The 17,315-nt window shown below is 38.4% G+C and carries 19 protein-coding genes; 2 read left to right on the forward strand and 17 right to left on the reverse strand.

Annotated elements, in window-relative coordinates:
* Window positions 1–43 precede the first annotated feature (43 nt).
* The 3 genes from ACSAMO_RS07385 to purC form a co-directional block, all read right to left on the reverse strand.
* Entirely contained in the window at window positions 44–859 is an 816-nt protein-coding gene (locus ACSAMO_RS07385) for a copper amine oxidase N-terminal domain-containing protein (protein WP_499209032.1), read from the reverse strand.
* A 32-nt stretch (window positions 860–891) separates the two neighbouring features.
* Complete coding sequence (gene purB, locus ACSAMO_RS07390) at window positions 892–2,325, reverse strand: adenylosuccinate lyase (RefSeq protein WP_022229714.1); 1,434 nt, start codon at window positions 2,323–2,325, stop codon at window positions 892–894.
* 138 nt (window positions 2,326–2,463) lie between these two features.
* Window positions 2,464–3,171: a phosphoribosylaminoimidazolesuccinocarboxamide synthase gene (purC, locus tag ACSAMO_RS07395; protein WP_022229713.1), complete on the reverse strand. Its 708-nt coding sequence runs from the start codon at window positions 3,169–3,171 to the stop codon at window positions 2,464–2,466.
* Between the two features lie 480 nt (window positions 3,172–3,651).
* Between purC and ACSAMO_RS07400 the strand changes: the two genes are divergently transcribed.
* On the forward strand, window positions 3,652–4,038 hold the full coding sequence (locus ACSAMO_RS07400) for a Fur family transcriptional regulator (RefSeq protein WP_412332194.1): 387 nt from the start codon (window positions 3,652–3,654) through the stop codon (window positions 4,036–4,038).
* 20 nt (window positions 4,039–4,058) lie between these two features.
* Entirely contained in the window at window positions 4,059–4,613 is a 555-nt protein-coding gene (locus ACSAMO_RS07405; protein ID WP_117966122.1) for an NADH peroxidase, read from the forward strand.
* A 50-nt stretch (window positions 4,614–4,663) separates the two neighbouring features.
* Here the strand turns inward: ACSAMO_RS07405 and ACSAMO_RS07410 are convergent, their stop codons facing one another.
* The 14 genes from ACSAMO_RS07410 to ftsH all read right to left on the reverse strand — a co-directional run bounded on the left by ACSAMO_RS07410 (window position 4,664) and on the right by ftsH (window position 17,168).
* Window positions 4,664–6,118, reverse strand: coding sequence for a leucine-rich repeat domain-containing protein (locus tag ACSAMO_RS07410; RefSeq protein ID WP_412295071.1), 1,455 nt, complete (start codon window positions 6,116–6,118; stop codon window positions 4,664–4,666).
* Between the two features lie 127 nt (window positions 6,119–6,245).
* Window positions 6,246–8,339 (reverse strand): sensor domain-containing diguanylate cyclase, encoded by a 2,094-nt coding sequence (locus ACSAMO_RS07415; RefSeq protein WP_499209033.1) that lies wholly within the window; start codon window positions 8,337–8,339, stop codon window positions 6,246–6,248.
* Between the two features lie 97 nt (window positions 8,340–8,436).
* Window positions 8,437–9,279 (reverse strand): DMT family transporter, encoded by an 843-nt coding sequence (locus ACSAMO_RS07420; protein WP_117968306.1) that lies wholly within the window; start codon window positions 9,277–9,279, stop codon window positions 8,437–8,439.
* Window positions 9,279–9,773 carry an HD domain-containing protein gene (locus ACSAMO_RS07425; protein ID WP_117968307.1) on the reverse strand — a complete coding sequence of 165 codons (495 nt, stop codon included), beginning with the start codon at window positions 9,771–9,773 and terminating at the stop codon, window positions 9,279–9,281. Before ACSAMO_RS07425 ends, ACSAMO_RS07420 begins: the two co-directional genes overlap by 1 nt.
* Window positions 9,774–9,778: 5 nt before the next feature.
* Window positions 9,779–10,381: a TIGR04100 family radical SAM protein gene (locus ACSAMO_RS07430; protein WP_022229703.1), complete on the reverse strand. Its 603-nt coding sequence runs from the start codon at window positions 10,379–10,381 to the stop codon at window positions 9,779–9,781.
* Between the two features lie 123 nt (window positions 10,382–10,504).
* Window positions 10,505–11,425 (reverse strand): copper amine oxidase N-terminal domain-containing protein, encoded by a 921-nt coding sequence (locus ACSAMO_RS07435; RefSeq protein WP_499209034.1) that lies wholly within the window; start codon window positions 11,423–11,425, stop codon window positions 10,505–10,507.
* Window positions 11,426–11,491: 66 nt separating this feature from the next.
* Window positions 11,492–12,502 carry a hypothetical protein gene (locus ACSAMO_RS07440; protein ID WP_499209035.1) on the reverse strand — a complete coding sequence of 337 codons (1,011 nt, stop codon included), beginning with the start codon at window positions 12,500–12,502 and terminating at the stop codon, window positions 11,492–11,494.
* Complete coding sequence (locus ACSAMO_RS07445) at window positions 12,495–12,986, reverse strand: sigma-70 family RNA polymerase sigma factor (RefSeq protein ID WP_412578337.1); 492 nt, start codon at window positions 12,984–12,986, stop codon at window positions 12,495–12,497. The genes ACSAMO_RS07440 and ACSAMO_RS07445 overlap by 8 nt, the downstream gene beginning before the upstream one ends.
* A 69-nt stretch (window positions 12,987–13,055) precedes the next feature.
* Window positions 13,056–13,547 carry a GNAT family N-acetyltransferase gene (locus ACSAMO_RS07450; protein WP_499209036.1) on the reverse strand — a complete coding sequence of 164 codons (492 nt, stop codon included), beginning with the start codon at window positions 13,545–13,547 and terminating at the stop codon, window positions 13,056–13,058.
* Window positions 13,548–13,613: 66 nt separating this feature from the next.
* Window positions 13,614–13,859: a 30S ribosomal protein S18 gene (gene rpsR, locus ACSAMO_RS07455; RefSeq protein WP_022229698.1), complete on the reverse strand. Its 246-nt coding sequence runs from the start codon at window positions 13,857–13,859 to the stop codon at window positions 13,614–13,616.
* A 36-nt stretch (window positions 13,860–13,895) separates the two neighbouring features.
* Window positions 13,896–14,384 carry a single-stranded DNA-binding protein gene (locus ACSAMO_RS07460; protein WP_022229697.1) on the reverse strand — a complete coding sequence of 163 codons (489 nt, stop codon included), beginning with the start codon at window positions 14,382–14,384 and terminating at the stop codon, window positions 13,896–13,898.
* 26 nt (window positions 14,385–14,410) lie between these two features.
* Window positions 14,411–14,713 carry a 30S ribosomal protein S6 gene (gene rpsF, locus ACSAMO_RS07465; RefSeq protein ID WP_022229696.1) on the reverse strand — a complete coding sequence of 101 codons (303 nt, stop codon included), beginning with the start codon at window positions 14,711–14,713 and terminating at the stop codon, window positions 14,411–14,413.
* A 120-nt stretch (window positions 14,714–14,833) separates the two neighbouring features.
* On the reverse strand, window positions 14,834–15,199 hold the full coding sequence (locus ACSAMO_RS07470; protein WP_022229695.1) for a helix-turn-helix domain-containing protein: 366 nt from the start codon (window positions 15,197–15,199) through the stop codon (window positions 14,834–14,836).
* Window positions 15,174–17,168 carry an ATP-dependent zinc metalloprotease FtsH gene (ftsH, locus tag ACSAMO_RS07475; RefSeq protein ID WP_117968313.1) on the reverse strand — a complete coding sequence of 665 codons (1,995 nt, stop codon included), beginning with the start codon at window positions 17,166–17,168 and terminating at the stop codon, window positions 15,174–15,176. The genes ACSAMO_RS07470 and ftsH overlap by 26 nt, the downstream gene beginning before the upstream one ends.
* Between the last annotated feature and the right edge of the window lie 147 nt (window positions 17,169–17,315).

Below are 17,315 nucleotides of genomic sequence, written 5' to 3' on the forward strand. Positions count from 1 at the left end.
TCCTATGCTAACCAAGCGTTTGCCTGATTTTAAATTTCATAACTTATTTTTCAATTACAAGCTCAATGCGTGTTGTTTTACCGGAAATTGTTGTTTTCGCCTCTTGAGCGCTCCATGTATAATCTGTGCCTTGGAATGTTCCGCCAAATCTGTCAACTTCACTGCCGTTTTCATCAAGGCACCTAAATTCAACCACAACCAAACCACGACCTTCAAGATATGTTTGAAGTGTGTATGTTATATCATAGTTGCCGTCCGAATTTTTTACCGCGTCAAGAATTTTAAATTCTTTCATATAACTTGCATACTGCTCATTATCGGCGTTATATTCGATTGTATTAACTGAATTGACAGGCGTTTCTGTCGGTGACGGTGTCGGCACGTCAGTATCTGTATTATTGTCAGAATTGCTTTCAATAATAACAGTTCGACTTTCGCCGTTCCACTCTACCTTACAGCCAAAGCACTCCGAAACCGCACGAACAGGAACAAGCGTACGCTCGTCTATAATCATCGGCGGTACATCAAGTTCAATATCGTTTGATGTCGGCAAGTTCTCCTTAACCGTCTCCTTATGAATTATCTTGTCACCCACACGCATACTGATATAAAACAAATCAGTATCCGAACGTCTTGCGTTGATAGTCTGAGTTTCCTCTTTCCACTCAACATCTGCACCCAATGCCTCGAATATCACACGCATAGGCACAAGTGTACGTTCGTCTATAATTTGTGGCTGAACGTCAAATTCAAGTGTTTTGCCGTCAAGTATCACTTTAATATTATCCTCGCAGTGTACGGTCACAAACGACATCGCAACCATACAAACCGCAACAAGGCAAAATATAATTTTCTTCATATAATTACCTCTAAATTTATATTTCAAATAAATCAGACGTTAATTTCAACTTCAATACCAAGTAAATCCTTGTTCTTTTCAAGAACAGGCTCAACGTAATCCTTTAAGAAATCTTCAACTTGCTGCGGAGCACGTCCGACAAAATTTTCAGGTTTCATAACGGCATTAATTTCTTCCAAAGTCAAACCGAATGCAGGATCACCGGCGATAAGTTCGGCAAGGTTGTTTTCCTTACCCTCCATTTTAACAGTCTTTCCCGCCTCCATAGAATATACTCTGATTTTTTCGTGTAAATCCTGTCTGTCACCGCCTTTTTTAACGGCGTCCATCATAATATTTTCAGTAGCCATAAACGGAATTTCACGCATGAACTGCTGATTAATTACTTTATCATATACCACAAGTCCGTCAACAACGTTGATGTACAAGCTGAGAATAGCGTCTACTGCAAGAAAAGCCTCAGGAACTGAAATTCGCTTATTTGCACTGTCATCAAGTGTTCTTTCAAACCATTGTGTTGATGCAGTGATTGCCGGATTAAGTGCGTCTACTATTACATATCTTGCAAGAGAGCCGATTCTTTCACTTCTCATAGGGTTTCTCTTATAAGCCATTGCCGATGAACCGATTTGCGACTTTTCAAACGGTTCTTCAATCTGCTTTAAATGTTGAAGAAGTCTGATGTCGTTTGAGAACTTGTACGCACTCTGTGCGATAAGGCTCAATGTATTAAGCATTTGAGAGTCAAGTTTTCTCGGATATGTCTGACCGCTTACAGGGAATGATTCTTCATAACCCATTTTTTCGGCAATCTTCTTGTCAAGCATTTTACATTTTTCATGGTCACCCTCAAAAAGTTCAAGGAAACTTGCCTGTGTACCCGTTGTACCCTTACAACCCAAAAGCTTTGCCTTTGAAAGCTGATAATCAACATCCTCAAGATCCATAAGCAAATCTTCAAGCCACAATGACGCACGCTTACCTACTGTTGTAGGCTGTGCCGGCTGAAAATGAGTAAATGCCAATGTCGGCAAATCCTTATATTCCTTTGCGAACTTTGCCAGCTCTCCGATAAGACATACAAGCTTTTTCTTAACAAGCTGCATAGCCTCTGTCATTATGATAATATCAGTGTTGTCACCTACGTAACAACTTGTTGCACCCAAGTGAATAATAGGTTTTGCGTCCGGGCACTGTACGCCGTATGCGTAAACGTGCGACATTACATCGTGACGAACTTCCTTTTCGCGAGCCTTTGCAACATCATAATTAATATCGTAAATATGCTCTTTCATTTGAGCAATCTGTTTGTCTGTTATATCAAGTCCAAGTTCTTTTTCACTTTCTGCAAGCGCAATCCAAAGTTTTCTCCAAGTCGAGAATTTCTTGTCCGGAGAAAAAATGTACTGCATTTCCTTTGACGCGTAACGTGAGTTTAACGGACTTTCGTAAGTATTTGTTGCCATTTCATTTACTCCTCTAAATTTTTTATAAGACCGAAGAAAATCGCTTTGATTGCCACTTTGCAGTCGACGGTGCCGTACATATGCACTGTCCTCGGCAAAAAGCGGTGAGCCGGGCAATTTAATTCGGTCTACACTTAATTATAGTCCAAGACGTTTAAATACCTCTGCATATGCCTCTTCAACATTGCCCATATCACGTCTGAAACGGTCTTTATCAAGTTTTTCGTGAGTTGTAGCGTCCCATAGACGGCAAGTATCAGGTGAGATTTCATCAGCAAGAATAATCTGACCGTCAGGGGTTTTACCGAACTCAATCTTGAAATCAACAAGTTCTATATTAATACTTTCAAAATATGCTTTTAGAACATCATTTACTTTAAAAGTAAGGTCAGCAATAGTATCAAGATCCTCTTTAGTAGCAGCACCGATAGCGATAATCTGATAATCGTTAATCATAGGATCGCCAAGGTCGTCGTTCTTTAGACAGTATTCCAAAGTTGTGCAGTTTAATTTCTTGCCTTCTTCAACGCCAAAACGCTTTGAAAAACTACCTGCCGCAATATTTCTGATGATTACTTCCAAAGGTACGATTTCTACTCTCTTAACAACAGTTTCTCTGTCTGAAATTTCTTCAACAAAGTGAGTAGGGATACCGTTCTTCTCCATAATTTGCATAAGGAAGTTTGACATTTTGTTGTTCACAACACCCTTACCTGCAATTTGACCTTTTTTAAGACCGTTAAATGCAGTTGCGTCATCTTTGTAATCAACGATGTAAAGATTTTCGTCATCAGTTTTAAAAACCTTCTTTGCTTTTCCTTCGTAAAGCTGTTCCATTTTCTTCATATTTATCAGTTCCTTTCCTGTAAACATAATTTTACTTCTATATTATATTATAAACCGCCGATAAAATCAAGACTAATCAAAAAATATCGTAAATTTTAGAATAAAAAAGTATTTTGCAATGTGCGAAACCACCCCTCAGTCGGCTGTGCCGACAGCTCCCCTCTATGGGAGCCTTTCTTGCCTCTCCTTGAGGAGAGGTGGCACGCAGTGACGGAGTGGTGGCTATTCATCAACCACACTCCGTAGGGGCAATCATCGTTTGCCACACGCAACCACCCCTCAGTCAGCTGTGCCGACAGCTCCCCTCTATGGGAGCCTTTTTTTTCTCCCTGAGGAGTGGTGGCAATACCCAAAATCAAATTTACACAAAATTAATCTAAATTTATTTCAAAAAACTATTGACAAACCGAAAAATGTCTGTTATAATGAACTCATAAATCAGTAATGATTATCATTATTGATTTTGAAGGAGTGAAATGTATGAAGTATTCAAAACAGCGTGAGGCACTTCTAACGCTGCTTAGAAGTACACGCTCCCACCCGTCGGCTGATTGGCTGTACGAAAATCTGCGTAAGGAATTTCCAAACATCAGTCTTGGAACTGTATACAGAAACCTTGCACAGCTTGCGGAAAACGGAGATATTTTAAAAATCAGCACTTCCGCAAACAAAGAACATTTCGACGGTTTTGTCCACCGACATTTTCATTTCGTATGTAATAAGTGTGACAAAATATACGATATTGATTTAGACGGTATGGACGAGATAAAAAATCAAGCGGCGGAAAAATTAAATGCAGATATAGAAGACTATTCGCTTATATTTTACGGTATCTGCGAAAATTGTAGTAGTAAAAAAAATAATTAATTCTAAGGAGGAAATTTATTATGAAAAAGTATGTATGTCCGGTATGCGGTTATGTTCACGAGGGTAACGAACCACCTGAAAAATGTCCACAGTGCGGTGTTCCTGGTTCAAAGTTCACTGTTATGGAAGAGGGTACTGCACTAAACTTTGTATGTGAACACGTTATCGGAGTAGGTGCAAAAGATCAGGTTGAAGCTGATGTTTACGAAGGTCTAAAGGCTAATTTTGAAGGTGAATGTACAGAAGTTGGTATGTATATCGCAATGAGCAGACAGGCAATCCGTGAGGGTTACCCTGAAATCGGCGAATTTTATATGAGAGCCGCTTTGGAAGAAGCTGAACACGCAGCAAAATTTGCCGAACTTCTTGGCGAAGTTGTAACTCCGTCAACAAAGAAGAATCTTGAACTTAGAGCAGAGGCTGAATGTGGTGCAACAGCAGGTAAACTTGAACTTGCAAAGAGAGCAAAAGAACTTGGCTATGACGCTATTCACGACACAGTTCACGAAATGGCAAAAGACGAGGCAAGACACGGCAAAGGCTTTGAAGGTATGTTAAAGAGATATTTTGGTTAATCAAAAACAGAGAATTTTAAAAGAGCTTGCATATGCAAGCTCTTTTTTCGTCATATCAAAGGAAATTCCTCAGATGTGATAATCGGTTGCAATGTACTCGAAAAAACAAAGACTTTTGCTTTTTTTGCATTATCATTTTTATCAACCGAAACACTTGTATTACCCGTTGTTTCAAGTGGTACACGATTTATCGCACACAATATTCCGTTTTCATCATACACCGCCACATAAACATAACAATCTTCATATGTATTTTCCGTCGCAACATCAAAATCATATGTAATATCTGTTTCTGTTTTTGTAATCGTTGCTTTTGTAATAGGTATCGGGGTTGGTTTCGGGGTCAGTGCATTATTATAATTTATAGTTGCGTTTGTTAAATTTTCATTATCCGTACCAATATATATTTCGTTCCAATCAGATTGATTACCGCTATATTCAACAGTAGTTAAATTTGCACAACCAGCAAATGCACCTTTTTCTATTTCTGTTACATTTTTCGGTATATATATCTTGTTTAAATTGCTACAATTATTAAACGCATTTTCTTCTATACTTGCTACATAGTTTCCCAAAAATACTGACGATACAGTACAGCCACTAAATAAATCAGGAAACACTTTACTGGCATTATAATTTATAATTTCTAAGTTATTACAGTCTTTAAAAACATTATCTTCTATTCTTGTTATTCCGCTCCCTATTGTTACGTTTGCTAGTCTATCACAGCCATTAAATGCAGCATAGCCTATACTTGTTACGCAATCTGGTATTATAATGCTTGTTATACTGTCCAAACCGGCAAAAGCATATATAGGTATTTGTTTTACACCAACTGGTATTGTTACCTCGCCAACAACTCTTTTCTTATTCAAATACAATTTATTAGCATAATATATCGGATTCGAATAATTATTATCAAAATTTATATTTAAATATGCCGAAAGGTCTGTTATATATACGCTTGATAACTTCTTGCAATTACCAAATGCAGAATTTCCCACCTGTTTCACTTTACTTCCTATTGTTATATCTGTTAGTTTGCCGCAATAGCAAAATGCGCAATAGCCAATACTTGTTACATTGTTAGGAATAATTATATTTGTTAAACTACTACAATAGTAAAATGCGCAATCACCAATCTCTGATACACTATTAGGAATTATCACATTCACCAGTTTAACGCATCCATAAAATATATTATCTGGTATTCTTATTATGCTATCAGGCATTATTATACTTGTCAACTCCTGACAACCCATAAAGTCAGAATCACCTAAACTCGTTACACCATTTTCTATTATAACTGATTTTATATTGTTATTATTATAAAATGCAGAATTCTCCATATCACCTGCACCGCTAATTGTTAGCGTACCATTTTGGTCAAGCGTCCAAGTCACATTGTCACCGCAAGTACCGCTTGTTTCTGCTACGGCAATAACCGGCATAAATGCGCACAGCATTGACAATACGAGTACAAAACTTAAAATTTTCTTTTTCATTTGCTTGTTCCCCTTTTTGTTTTATTAAAACATAAAATTTTCTAAATAATATTATAGTACGAAAAAATTATAAAGTCAACATTTTCCAACCACGTAAAAAGGCGGTACATATGTACCGCCTTTTAAATTACAAATATTTTTCTTCAAATCTATTCCACGACATCGGTTTATCGAACAAATATCCCTGTGCCTCATCGCAGCCCATTTCTTTCAAAATATCATATTCCTTTTCATTTTCGACGCCCTCGGCGACAACGGAAATATTATAATTTTTACAAATATCTATAACCGACTTTGAAATCATACAAGTCTTTTCATCTGTTTCAAGCTTATGAACAAGTTCACGGTCAAGTTTCAATGTATCAAATTTAACTTCCGAGAACAAGAACAAGTCCGCATATTTCGCACCGTAATTATCAATTGCAATATGGAAACCGTTATTTTTAAGTTCCACAATTTTGTCAAGCACATCGCTAAGACCGCCCTTAACCTTATCTTCCGACACTTCAATCACAATCGAATCTTTCGGGATATTATAATCAAACCAAATATTCATAAGATTTTCCATAAAATTAGGTCTGACAATCGTGCAATGCGATATATTAACCGACACAGGCTTAATATTTTTACCCGCCTCAATCCAGCCGGAAATATATTCACAGACGTGTCTGAACACATAAAGGTCTATCATATGCACCGTTTCGTTATATTCCATTGCAGGAATGAAATCCATAGGCGAAACAATCGTATCGTCCTCATCAAAATATCTGATAAGCGCCTCACTGCCACAAAATTCTCCGTCGATTGCGGAAAATCTCGGTTGGAACCATATAACAAATCTTTCTTCTTGTATAAGCTTTTTCAACTTTTCCTGTGTTGAGAATGACACAAATGTATCATTATAAAATCTGTATCTTGCCGACTGACCGTTATTTCTGTAATAATATTTCTTATCCTGATACATTTTTTCATCGGCAATCTTTATTACTTCATCAATATCTGACGAATCTTTAGAATAATGAAAACCAATCGACACTTTATACTTCATTTCAGAAATTAAATTTCTGAACGCAGTAACCTTAGCTGTAAACTCCTTATCATTCGTATCATAGCAAAGCACGACAAATTCATCTCCGCCGACTCTGTATGAACACTCCTTGCCAAACGACTCAACAATCACGCTCGCTATATCTTTCAGTGCACAATCACCGCCGCAATGACCGCTTTTATCGTTAATCTCTTTCAAACCGTTAAGGTCCATATAAAGCACGCCCAAGCCGCAATTACGACCTCTCATAATTCTTTCGGTATCTTCTGTAAACTTATTTCTGTTATATAAGCCCGTAAGCGAATCAACGTAACTCAGCTCTCTGAGTTTTCGCGAACTCTTTTCGCGAATAATCATTGACGCAACAAAATAATCAAGTGCGTCAAAGAATGTCACAATTTGAGAAAATTTTTCTTCCGGCAAATTACTTGCGCCGATAAAACCGATTATCTTACCGTTATCGGCAATCGGTGACGCAACAAGCCTTTGCACACCGCTTTTTACCGCTTGATGATATGCCTCAACAGAAATTTCTTTCAAATCTTCGACATTATTTAAAATAACATTTTCATTGCTGTCATAGGTCGGCAGCCATTTATCAACAACGTTTGAATCCAAGCTTTTAAGTTCTTCCGCTCTCGGATTGACGCCATTGTTATTCCATTCAAATACATTGCTCAGTTTATTTTCATCATAACTGAACACAAAAACTTTATCCGCCTCAAAATATTTGCCTATTATTCCAAGCAAATTTGTAAAGCTTTCTTCAAACGGTTTATTCTTGTGCATTTCAACCATACAGCTTACCAAAATATGCTCCATATCAAGACGCTGTTCAAGTCTTTTCTGAATTTCTTCAGTGTTGGTAATGTTAAATGCAATATCCAAATATGCCTTTTTACCGTCCCACACAGTATCCTTATGCTTAATAATATATGCTTTTTCCGTCATTACATTTTCATGAATATACTCAGAAAGTCCCTCACCGTTCAAGCAAGGACAATTTGCACATTCCGCACTTTTGCCGTGAAAAAGTTTATAACACGTTTCACCCAAACAATCGCCGAGAATTTTCTTTCCCGTCTCATTTATGTACAAAATCTCATGAGTTTCTGCGTCAGATACATATACAATTTCCGATATTGCATCTAATACATTATATATATCCAGCATAATCCGACTCCCTTCATATACCCTTAATGCCATTATAGATTATATATAAATCATTCTATCATATCAACCATTTTTTTGCAATAATAAATTTAATTTTTTACATAACGGCAAAAACTATTCCGGCGATTATAACCGCCGCACACACCATTTTATAAAGCGTGCGTTTTTCTTTGAACACAATTCGTCCGCCTATAATCGTAATCATAACCGAACATTGTTTTATAAGAGTCATTGCGACAACCGTGCTTTCCTGCTTGCTGCACGCGATAAACAGTGCCTTATCGCCGATTACAAACAGCACGCTCAAAATAAGTATCCAATAATTTTTGTATATCGTTCTGAAATCTATTTTTGTTTTGGTTACAATCATATAGCCCAAATACAATATTACCATAAAGAACATATACCAAAATTGAAGTTGACCGCTGTTCATACTCTGCATAAGCATTTTATCAAGCAGTTCCGAAACAGCGTTGCAAAGACACGATATAAGCACAAGTACAATGTATATCGGCTTTGCTTTTTCTTCGCCCAATCCCTTGCCTTTGGCATTTACGAAAAGCAATCCGACAAGCACAAGTGCCATACCGGCAATCTTATGTCCCGTCATAACTTCTCCCAGCACCGTTACTCCCAGCACTGTCGCAAATATTACGCGCGACATATCCATAATTCCGTAAAATCCAATCGGCAGTTTCTTTATCGCCTTAAAACTGCATATCCAAGCTATAAAAATTATAGCCGATTTTATCATTACAAATCCGATATAATGAAAATCTATCGACAATGCGTTTTTCACGCTCGGCGTCACGAATAAAAAGCTTATAAACGTGTAGAAAAACAGCACCTCCATAGCACTGTTTTTCTCCATTGCCTTTTTCTTTATTATATCTCTTACACCCTTTAAAACTCCGTAAAGGCATACGAGTCCTATCCACATTATTTTATCAGCTCCGTTAAAAATAAATTATCCAGCATTTGTGTACCGGATTTTGTCTTAAATATCTTCTCACGAACGTTTTCAGCCGTTTCTTTTGTCATTTCGTCCTCATCTATATTGACAAGGAAGTCCGCCTCAACAAGTATTTGATAGTCGATACCGTCGATATTTGAATATGTGTGATGATGACCGACAAGGTATGACACACGTTCGATAACGTTTTTGTCATATCCCAATTTCGTGAGCATTTCCTCCGCAATCGGCGGACCCTCGATTTCCTGATATTTGCCCGCAGAAGAATTATATTTTTCTTCGCTTATCTTTATTCCTATATCATGCACATATGCGGCAGTTTCAAGAATAAGCATAGTCCTTTCATCAAGCTCCTCCGCTTCGCCTATCGCTTTGGCATAACCGTGTACTTTTATAAAATGGTTTATGCGTTTCTTGTCACCTGCATAATACTTTATCATTTCTGTTGCAACAGTATTCATAATTATCAATCCTCGAACGGTCTTATTCTGTATGTCACGCCGATTTTTTTACAAATATCGGCACATTCCTTTTCTTCTTCCTCTGTAAGCGTTGTCGAAACAGTCGAAAGCACCACTTCCTTTACATAGTGCTTTACATTTTCGGCAAACTTAATCATTGCGTCAAACGATTCGATGCCGAATTTACTGCGTGTAAGTTCAAGATAACGTTCCTTGTTCGGTGTATTAAGGCTGATCGAAACAATATCGATAAGTCCGTCAAACATAGGCGCAGTGTTCTTTTTGTGAATAAGGTCGGCAAGACCGTTTGTGTTTATACGGATAGTCTTGTTATACTTATCCTTTATAAACCGACAGACTTCAAGCACATCGTCAAGTCTTTCGGTCGGCTCACCGAAACCGCAGAAAACAACCTCTTTATACTTATTCATATCAAATTTTGAAAATTCGTTTTTAACTTCTTCAACACTCGGTTCTCTTTCAAGCCAAAGACTGCCCGAATGATTCATTTCGTCCCTCGTCTGTCTTAGACAGAATGTGCACGCGCACGGACATTTGTTCGTCATATTTACGTATAAATTATCGTGTACTTCATATAAAATAACCATTTTAATACCTCTTTCATTTTTCATATCTTAAATTATACCATATCACTGCATTTTTCTCAACTGTATTTTCACACCAAAAAAACCGCTCATTAAAGCGGTTTTTTATATTTTATTTCAGTCAAATTAACCTCTTGGGTGATTTGTTTCAACGTCGTCTACAAGTGTTTTTACAAGAGCATTCACGTCTGTAACAGTTTCATTTTCCGTTACGGCAACGCTGTGACTCATTACTGTACCCGCGTCCTCGCATGACCATATTGCGTATGTTGTTTTATTGTATGTGTAAATTTCAACTGCCGAATCGGCTACTTTGTAGTCCTCAACCTTAGTACCGCCCGATATACCCGAAATGTCTGCGTCACCCGGTTGTGTACGAACTGTAATGTCTAATACATTTGTATTGTAAGTGTATTTGATTTCTGCCAAATTACTGTCGGCAAGGTATCTGTAGCTTTGTGCCTCGCACTTGCTACCTTCATCAAAACTGCTTGCGTTCAAATCTGCCACTTGATATTTTACGCTCTTTGCATTATTCAATGCCGCATTAAGCTCGTCAAGACTGTTATAATCTGTCCATGGGTTTGGAATTTGTGAAGACGGCTCTGTTTTGATTTCCTTTTCAACAGTAACTGTCTTTGTTGCCTCGTCCCAACCGACAACGCTGTGCATACCCTCAGCGATTGCTCTTACAGGCACAACCGTTGATGAACCCACGATTTTTGCGGGTGTTTCAAGTGTAACCGCGTTGCCGTTTACATACATTACATCAGAATCAATCTGCATTGTAATACTTACGTCACTTACCGAATCATATGATATAACAGTTCTTGTTTCGTTGTCCCACTGTACGTCTGCGCCAAGTGCCTCGAATATTTCACGCATAGGAACAAGTGTATGGTCATTTTCAATAAAAGGTGTTATTTCCACAAAAGAAACATTATTTCCGTTTACCGTAACCGTAATGTTATCATCAGCCAAAGCGCCTGCCGATACAGTCAAAACAGATGCGACAGCCAATACAGATGCTATTATCTTCTTATTCACAATCATTACCTCCAAAATCATTATATTGTTTATATTATATCACAAATTGCAAATCAATTCAATACTTTATTTGATTGAATTGACTACTTCTTCCACAGGCTCTCTGCCCGTATCGGTTCCGTAAATATTATAATCGATTTTATCTTCGGTAAAATATGCCGATACATCATTTTCATATTCGTTATACACCGGCTCTGTATCGTCATTTCCGCTGTAATAATAATTTACGTCTATTCTTCCGCCGTTTTCTGATTCAAAAGCCGCACCGCCGTTATATGTATCGGTCGTTTCAAAACCGCTCGGAGCGTTTATTTCTATTTGAGGTGTCGGCACTGATGTAGCCATAGCCGAACTCATTGCCATTCCGGTGCCGATAACCGTATCGGCATTGCCTTCATCGCTTGTAATTTCGGTCGGCACTTCTTTTTTTGTACTGATTTCTGCTGTTCTGTCACTTGACATAAAAGCAGAAAATATTGTTGACAATTCGATTGTGTTTTCCTCGATTGCACTTTCTTCGACAGTGACATCTTCCGTTATTTCTTGATTTTCACTGTTTTGTTCACTCTCGATATTGGGGATTTTGGTTTTATCCTCGATTTTAAGCGATTTGTTCTCGTTTGCTATCCGATTATTTACCGCAACTTTTTCATTGTCACTACTCTTATAGTCACAGTTCTTTTTCTCCGTTTTAGTTTGACTATCCGAATAGTTATTGGGAGGGGGAGTATAGGGATTTTGAATAGTTTGTGGACTATCGGTAGGATACGGATATGAAGTATCCGCAGTATTTGAAACTACACTTTCCGACATATCGGACGGTGTCGGTGTTGAAACTTGCTCCTCAATAATCACGCCGTCATCTCTTGTTTTCTGCCAATACGGCATAGATATAACCGCCGCAGACACAACAACAACTGCCGCCGCAGCCGATACCGCATATTTTGCGTATCGCCTATACGGCAGGGGAGATTGTCTTTTCTCTGCACCTTTATGCGCATTCAAGATAACTCTGTTTATCATATCTTCACTCGGTTTTATATCGTCATTGGCTTGTTTATAAATTTTCCTAAACAAAGTCATAATCTCCTTTCAGTTTATTTTTAAGCAACATTCTGCCTCTGTGTAAATGCGATTTAACAGTCGATTCTTTTATGTCAATGCTTTCGGCGATTTCCCTCACGCTCATATCCTCATAATAGAAAAGATGTATCACCGTACGATATTTTAAGGGAAGGTCTTGTACAGCGAAATACACGTCACTTTTTTCGGGATTGTCAAAGGTTAAATCTTCTTCAAGCGGAACGATTTTCTTGAACCACGATGACATAAAAACACTCTTTGAGCAATTTATCGTCACACGAATGAGCCAAGCCTTTATATGTTCCTCCGACTCAAATTTATCTTTATTCTGTATAAATCGAACAAACACGTCTTGCGTCACATCTTCGGCAAAAGTTTGATTTTTCGTTTGTGACAAAGCAAGTTTATACACCGTATCAAAATACTTGCGTATAACTTCGTCAGATGAAACGTCTGTTTTTGACCTTTCGTCTGTCATTAATCCCCCTCCCTTCACTTATAATACAATTCAGCACACCAAAAGGTTGCACTTTTTTCAAAAAAATTTTTATAAAGTGTGATAATGCGGAATTATATCTTCGTATGTTCCGTCTTTCATACGGAAACCGTTAGGTATTACACCGAGTTGTACAAAGCCGAGTTTTTTATATAATTTAAGTGCATATTGATTAGTTGCGACAACAGCATTAAATTGAAGTACACCGTAACCGATTTCCTTTGCTTTTTTCAAGCAATCCGTCACAAGAATTTCACCTATATGCTTACCTCTTTGTGTTGATTTCACCGCATAGCTTGCATTGCAGATATGACCGCATCTGCCGACATTGTTCGGATGAAGTATGTAAAGTCCGACAATATCACCCGTTTCTTCATCATACGCAATACCTGTATATGACTGACTCTTAAAAAATTCCAATCCGCTCTTTTCCGTAAGACATTCTTCCTGTGGAAAAGCCACTCCGTCCTCTACGACTTCGTTCCAAATTTCATTTGCGGCTTGTATATCGCTTTCATTAAATTCTCTTACTTTTATGTTCATTATAACACCTTCCGTTAAATTATATATAAAAAAACGGAATGCAGTGCATTCCGTTTAAAAAATCAATTATTCAGCAACGAATGGCAATAGTGCTATAATTCTTGCACGCTTGATAGCTGTTGTAAGCTGTCTTTGGTGCTTTGCACAGTTACCGCTGATACGTCTTGGCACGATCTTGCCTCTTTCAGTAACGTATCTTCTAAGCTTTGCTGTATCCTTATAATCGATATGCTCAACCTTATCTACGCAGAACATACAAACCTTTTTCTTAGGTCTTCTTGCTCTCTGTGGTCTGTCATTTCTTTCAGCCATGTTATTTTCCTCCTATCAATTTTTATCACGCGGATGTTAGAATGGCAAATCGTCTTCCGAACCGTCAAGGTCCGAAAAATCGCCCATATCAAAATCATCACCAAAGTTTGGTTCACTGCCTTGTGCAGGCTGCGATTGAGGAGCGTTAAATCCGCCCTGATTAAAGCCTTGGTTCTGATAATTTCCTCCGCCTTGAGTACCTGATTCGGCTCTTGAACCGGTAAAGTAAGCCTCGTCTACAACAACTTCCGTCGCATACTGCTTTTTACCGTCATTACCGTCCCAACTTCTCGATTGAATACTTCCGACTACCGCAATCATACTGCCCTTTTGGAAATATCTTGCGATAAATTCACCTGTCTGACGCCATGCAACGCAGTTGATGAAATCAGCCTGCTGCTGAGCATCTTTACCGGCGAAACGTCTGTTTACCGCGATTGAAAATCTCGCAAGTGAAACACCGTTCGGAGTCTGACGCATTTCGACGTCGCGTGTAAGACGTCCCATTAATATAACTTTGTTCATACTTACACCGCTTTCTTCACAAAAGACTATTCTTCGTCTTTTCTGATAACAATAGTTCTTAGGATACCTTCTGTAATCTTGTACTGTCTTTCAAGTTCTTTAGGGAACTCGCTGTCAGCCTTGAAGTTTACGAGATAGTAGAAACCTTCTGTTCTATCATTAATTTCGTAAGCAAGTCTTCTCTTGCCCCATTCGTCAACAGATTCAAGTTCACCGTTCTGTTCGATAAGTGTTGTAAACTTATCCTTTAGAGCAGTAACCGTTTCCTCATCAAGTGTTGCGTCAATGATAAAAATTGTTTCATAGCTGTTTAGTATTTTTTCAGCCATTTTCTGCACCTCCTTATGGACTTTTGTCCCACACATATCCCGTGTGGGCAAGGATTGCTTACGTTTACCGCAAGCTTTGTAATTATATATCTTTTTTCAGCAAATGTCAAGCATTTTTTACTATTTTGCTCTATATTTTTTACTGCTGACAAGATAATCGTAATATTCGCAAAGCATTTCGATGCCTTTGCCGTTTAGTTTTGTTAAGTCGAAGTCGATATTATCAAGCAATTTCACTCTGTACCGTTCGTCCGTCCTGCCGCAAAGGTAGTCAACAGGAACTTTAAAAAGCTTGGCAAGATACGTTATCGCCGCCACTTCGGGGATACGCTTGCCGCTTTCCCAATTCGCGATACACGTTCTTGAAACATTCATTCTCTCCGCAAGTCCCGCCTGCGTTATGCCGTTTTCTTTTCTCAGTTCCCTAAGCCTTTGAGCAAAGCACTTTTTGAACGTACCGTTATTCTTCTTTATCATTTTCTTCATTAACTGCGGCACTTTCTTCTGCATCACTGTCAGAATTTTCTCTGCCGCTTTTTACACGGTTGAATATCTCCATAAACTGATCGCCCGTAATAGTTTCCTTATTGATAAGAAATTCTGCGATTTCATCAAGTGCGTCACGATTTTCTTTCAATATATTAAATGCCTTTTCGTGACACTCTTTCAATACGCGTACAACTTCCTTATCAATATCTGTCTTTGTTTCCTCCGAACAGTTTGAAACATTTCTGCCGTCAAGATATTTATTCTGTATGCTTTCAAGTCCGGCCATACCGAATTTTTCCGACATACCATATTGCGTAATCATATTTCTCGCAAGTGACGTTGCACGTTCAATATCATTTGACGCACCTGTTGTCTGCACGTTGAATACAAGTTCTTCCGCCGCACGGCCTGCAAGGAACACTGTAATCTGGTCAACTATTTCGTCTTTCGACATCAAATAACGTTCTTCCTCTTCGGGCATTTGCATTGTATAACCAAGCGAACCCATAGTTCTCGGAACGATTGTGATTTTGTGAACAGGCTGAGTATGTTTCTGTACCGCTGTTGCAAGTGCGTGACCGACTTCGTGGAACGAAACAATTCTCTTTTCCTTTTCGGACAAAATTCTGTCTTTCTTTTCTTTACCCGCGATTATGACTTCAACAGCCTCCATAAGATCCTCTTGGCTTACGGTCTTTCTGTTACATCTTACCGCTCTTAAAGCCGCCTCATTTACCATATTCGCAAGGTCTGCACCTGCCGCACCGCTTGTTGCAAGTGCCATTTCGTGAAGATTAATATCAGGCTCTGTTTTAACGTGCTTTATATGCACACGCAAAATATCTTCTCTGCCTTTTAAATCAGGCTTTTCAACAATAATTCTTCTGTCAAATCTACCCGGTCTTAAAAGTGCCTTATCAAGCACTTCCGGACGGTTGGTTGCCGCTAAAATTACAAGTCCCTTTGACGAATCAAATCCGTCCATCTCGCTTAACAGCTGATTTAAAGTTTGTTCACGTTCATCATTTGAACTAATCTGATTATCTCTCGATTTACCGATTGCGTCAATTTCGTCTATAAATATAATACAAGGTGCTTTTGCCGATGCTTGCTTAAACAAGTCACGAACTCTTGACGCACCGACGCCGACAAACATTTCCACAAATTCCGAACCGGAAAGCGAGAAAAACGGCACTTTCGCCTCACCGGCAACCGCCTTTGCAAGAAGTGTTTTACCTGTTCCCGGCGGTCCGACCAAAAGTGCACCCTTAGGCTGTTTTGCACCGATTGCAAGATATTTTGACGGATTATGAAGATAATCGACTATTTCGTCAAGCGATTCTTTAGCCTCTTCCTGACCGGCAACGTCCGCAAACGTTACGCCTGTCGCATTTTCTACGTTATACATCTTTGCGTTGGACTGACCTATTCCCATAATTCCGCCGCCACCGCCGATTTTCTTCGACATTGAACGTGTCAAAATAAAGAACAGTAAATAAATAACTACCAACGGCAATATCCATGTAAGGAAGAAATCAAGCACAGGACTGTTATGCTGTATCGGTGTGGAATACTTCACACCGTGACTGTCCAAATCCGCAAGAAGTCTGTCGTCAGGGATATATCCCGTATAATACACATTTCTGCTGTTTTCCTTTGCCTGTTCTATAACCGCGTCTGTATCTATGCCCATCATCTTCATAAACTCGGTTGTTTTAGGCGTTGTTATCGGCTGTGATTCGTCATACTTTTCATATATGACTATCTGCTCCGACTGCAAAATAACCTCGTCAACTTTATTTTCATCAAGCATAGTCAAAAATTCACTGTACGATATTTCCTGTTTCTTCGGTGTCTGCAACGACAGCATTACCATATTTAAAATAACTGTCGCAATAACCGAAATCACCAAAAATATCAACAACGGATTTTTCAGCGGCGAACGGTTTTTCTTTTTATTATCCATAAATGTTCCTCCACGTTTTTCTTCATATTTATATATAACTAATATTAAAAATGTCAGTCAATAGATATTGTAGCACTTTCCTCTTATTATTGCAATGTTAAATAAATTTTTTTACACAATTTTATTAAAATTCACAATTGTGAAATA

The organism is Ructibacterium sp. SJQ-7 (assembly GCF_054696575.1).

Coding starts and splice junctions, on each gene's coding strand:
- ACSAMO_RS07385 (WP_499209032.1), bottom strand. CDS start 859: ATGAAGAAAATTATATTTTGCCTTGTTGCGGTTTGTATGGTTGCGATG.
- purB (WP_022229714.1), bottom strand. CDS start 2,325: ATGGCAACAAATACTTACGAAAGTCCGTTAAACTCACGTTACGCGTCA.
- purC (WP_022229713.1), bottom strand. CDS start 3,171: ATGAAGAAAATGGAACAGCTTTACGAAGGAAAAGCAAAGAAGGTTTTT.
- ACSAMO_RS07400 (WP_412332194.1), top strand. CDS start 3,652: ATGAAGTATTCAAAACAGCGTGAGGCACTTCTAACGCTGCTTAGAAGT.
- ACSAMO_RS07405 (WP_117966122.1), top strand. CDS start 4,059: ATGAAAAAGTATGTATGTCCGGTATGCGGTTATGTTCACGAGGGTAAC.
- ACSAMO_RS07410 (WP_412295071.1), bottom strand. CDS start 6,118: ATGAAAAAGAAAATTTTAAGTTTTGTACTCGTATTGTCAATGCTGTGC.
- ACSAMO_RS07415 (WP_499209033.1), bottom strand. CDS start 8,339: ATGCTGGATATATATAATGTATTAGATGCAATATCGGAAATTGTATAT.
- ACSAMO_RS07420 (WP_117968306.1), bottom strand. CDS start 9,279: ATGTGGATAGGACTCGTATGCCTTTACGGAGTTTTAAAGGGTGTAAGA.
- ACSAMO_RS07425 (WP_117968307.1), bottom strand. CDS start 9,773: ATGAATACTGTTGCAACAGAAATGATAAAGTATTATGCAGGTGACAAG.
- ACSAMO_RS07430 (WP_022229703.1), bottom strand. CDS start 10,381: ATGGTTATTTTATATGAAGTACACGATAATTTATACGTAAATATGACG.
- ACSAMO_RS07445 (WP_412578337.1), bottom strand. CDS start 12,986: ATGACAGACGAAAGGTCAAAAACAGACGTTTCATCTGACGAAGTTATA.
- ACSAMO_RS07450 (WP_499209036.1), bottom strand. CDS start 13,547: ATGAACATAAAAGTAAGAGAATTTAATGAAAGCGATATACAAGCCGCA.
- rpsR (WP_022229698.1), bottom strand. CDS start 13,859: ATGGCTGAAAGAAATGACAGACCACAGAGAGCAAGAAGACCTAAGAAA.
- ACSAMO_RS07460 (WP_022229697.1), bottom strand. CDS start 14,384: ATGAACAAAGTTATATTAATGGGACGTCTTACACGCGACGTCGAAATG.
- rpsF (WP_022229696.1), bottom strand. CDS start 14,713: ATGGCTGAAAAAATACTAAACAGCTATGAAACAATTTTTATCATTGAC.
- ACSAMO_RS07470 (WP_022229695.1), bottom strand. CDS start 15,199: ATGAAGAAAATGATAAAGAAGAATAACGGTACGTTCAAAAAGTGCTTT.
- ftsH (WP_117968313.1), bottom strand. CDS start 17,168: ATGGATAATAAAAAGAAAAACCGTTCGCCGCTGAAAAATCCGTTGTTG.